The organism is Mesorhizobium jarvisii, assembly GCF_003601985.1.
GTDB classification, from domain to species: Bacteria; Pseudomonadota; Alphaproteobacteria; order Rhizobiales; family Rhizobiaceae; genus Mesorhizobium; species Mesorhizobium jarvisii.
The window spans coordinates 1-2377 of the sequence record NZ_QZXA01000026.1; the positions used below are offsets into that span (position 1 = coordinate 1).

The 2377-nt window shown below is 63.2% G+C and carries 2 protein-coding genes; both read right to left on the minus strand.

The window, feature by feature from the left end; translation table 11 throughout:
- Positions 1–268: 268 nt before the first annotated feature.
- Positions 269–1141: a hypothetical protein gene (locus D3242_RS33095; RefSeq protein WP_064981852.1), complete on the minus strand. Its 873-nt coding sequence runs from the start codon at positions 1139–1141 to the stop codon at positions 269–271.
- A gap of 248 nt (positions 1142–1389) precedes the next feature.
- On the minus strand, positions 1390–2376 hold the full coding sequence (locus D3242_RS33100) for an ABC transporter permease (RefSeq protein WP_064981850.1): 987 nt from the start codon (positions 2374–2376) through the stop codon (positions 1390–1392).
- Between the last annotated feature and the right edge of the window lies 1 nt (position 2377).

Genomic DNA, 2377 nt, shown 5'->3' on the forward strand with positions numbered 1-2377 from the left:
GGGGTGGGTGAGGGGGCGACGAGGCGATGTAAAAGTGCACTGTCACCGTAATTCGCCAATGATGGGTGTTGCCGGCGATGACGCCCGCCGCCGAGGGCAGCACCAGGGGTTCGGCGAGTGACAGGGACGGGCCTTGATCAGGCCGATAGGAGCAGTCCGCCGACGAGCAGGCTCGAGGTGACGTGGAGCGCCGTGACGGCCTGCCAGTATTTCACGCCGGACGGCGGGTCTCGTGCTCAACGCCGGGGAAGCCGCCGACGCGCGGCGTTCAGAATGCCTTGAACGTATCCTTGGAGGTCAACATCACTTGGCCGTTGAATGAGATCGAGAAATCACCAAGCTGGTACTGGCCCTGGCCGTTCTTGACCAGAATGGCGCCATCGACCTTGTTGGAGCCGCTCTCGACGCTTCTGACGATCCTGTCGACGTAGCGAAGGCTGCTCCTGGCGGAAAGCATGTCGTTCTTGGCCACCTGTTGCGCCAGACGTTGCAGCTTCGGGTCGTCGCCGACACTTTGCATGCGCTCCTCAACTGCCTTGGGGGTCAGACGCGCGAGCGTGTCGTTCAGAGCCGGCAACGCCTTTTGCAGGCTAAACAAGGCATCGGATGCCATCCTGGTGGCGTCGCCATAGTTCAGGCCCTGGTTGGCAATCGTCTTGTTGCCCTGCGCCTGCGGGCTGCGGTCGGCGGCGGCCTCCATCTCGTCCTGGACGGCCCACATATAGGCATGTTCGTCCATGGCCATCACCGTCTCCCGCGTCTCGCCGGCAGGGATGAAGTGGCGCTCGACGGTGGAGTCCTTGTGCTGGCGGTCCGCCTCGATCATCGAGGCGATGAAGCGCGTATACTCGGCATAGAGCTCGCCATAATTGGCCTTGCCGGCATGCATGTAGGGGTCGTCCGCCGTGGTGGTGGAGGAGGCGGACGAAGTCGCCGGCACATCGGGGGCCTGGCCGAAGCTGCCGAACAGATCGTATTCGGTGCCATCCTCGTCGCCGGTCGCGCCCGGACGAATGACCGGGGCCTCGGTCCGCAGCGCCGTGCCCGCTTTGGCGAATGTCTGCTGGCTGGTGCCAACAAGGCCGCTCCTGGCCGACAGCAGCTTCTGTATCGTAACGGTGAGGTCGGAACTGATCTGCATCGAGCAATCCTTGAATGCCTTGCCTGCGATTCGCAGAATGAAGCATGGCCGTTAAGCAAGGGTTGAAAGTGAGTGCCGGAAGGAAATAGTTATTCTGACACCAGTAGCGCTCGCCAAATATAATTCAACAACAACTAATATAATTGGCAAATCCACTGAAGCGACGATTTTCTGGAAGCTGATGGCATTTCGATGAGATCTGGACGCGTGCAGGCGATAAATTCATGGCCTGCCGCTCAAGGTTCCTGTCACCGCTCCTCCACGATCCGCAAATAAGCCGCCGTCACGAACAGCACGATCAGCCCGAACAGGATGCGCCTTGCCCCCTCCGGCATCTGCAGGATCGTCAGCAGCGTCGTCAGCACGGTCAGGATCAGGGCGCCGACGATGGTGCCGGTGTAGCCGCCGCGGCCGCCGAAGATGGAGGTGCCGCCGATGACGGCGGCGGCGACCGAGGGCAGGACCAGCGGTTCGGCGAGTGAGAGGGACGGGGCCTTGATCAGGCCGATATAGAGCAGGCCGGTTATGCCGGCGAGCAGGCTGGAAGTGACGTAGAGCGCCGTGATGACCTGCCAGTACTGCACGCCGGAGAGGCGGGTCGCACGCTCATTGTCGCCGACGGCGTAGAGCAGGCGACCGAAGCCGGTGCGGGCCAGCGTGAAGACGATCAGCGCCGCCAGCGGTATGAACAGCAGCAGGGCGTTGGGAAAGCCTGATGTGACGCCGGTGCCGAGCCAGGCGAGGAAGTCGGGGATTTTCGCGCCCGACGCGATCACCGTGCGCTGGTAGACCTGCAGGCAGCCTGTGCCGATCAGGCTGGTGCCCAGCGTCATGATCAGCGGGTGGACGCGGAAGACGCCGACGCCGATGCCGTTGACCAGGCCGATCAGCACCGCCGGCATCATCGCCAGCAGGAAGGCGACAGCCGGGTCCTGGTTGACGATTTGCGTGGCCATGATGAAGGCGCTCATCGTCGCCACCGTGCCGACCGACAGGTCGATGCCGCCGGTCAGCATGGTCATGGTCTGGCAGCCGGCGAGGATCGCCAGCGGAATGGCGAATTTGATGGTGTTGGCGATCCAGCGCTCGTTGACGATGCCGGGGCGCAGGATCTGCAGGATCACCACCAGGATGACGAGCAGGATGATCAGCGGGACGAGCGGCCGGTCGGCCATGAAGCGTTTTATGCGGCGGCCGAGGGGGACGGGGGGAGGCGTAATCGCGGTGGTGCTCATG

Excerpts from the sequence above, each read along its gene's own strand:
- D3242_RS33095 (WP_064981852.1), bottom strand. The coding sequence starts at position 1,141 with ATGCAGATCAGTTCCGACCTCACCGTTACGATACAGAAGCTGCTGTCG.
- D3242_RS33100 (WP_064981850.1), bottom strand. The coding sequence starts at position 2,376 with ATGAGCACCACCGCGATTACGCCTCCCCCCGTCCCCCTCGGCCGCCGC.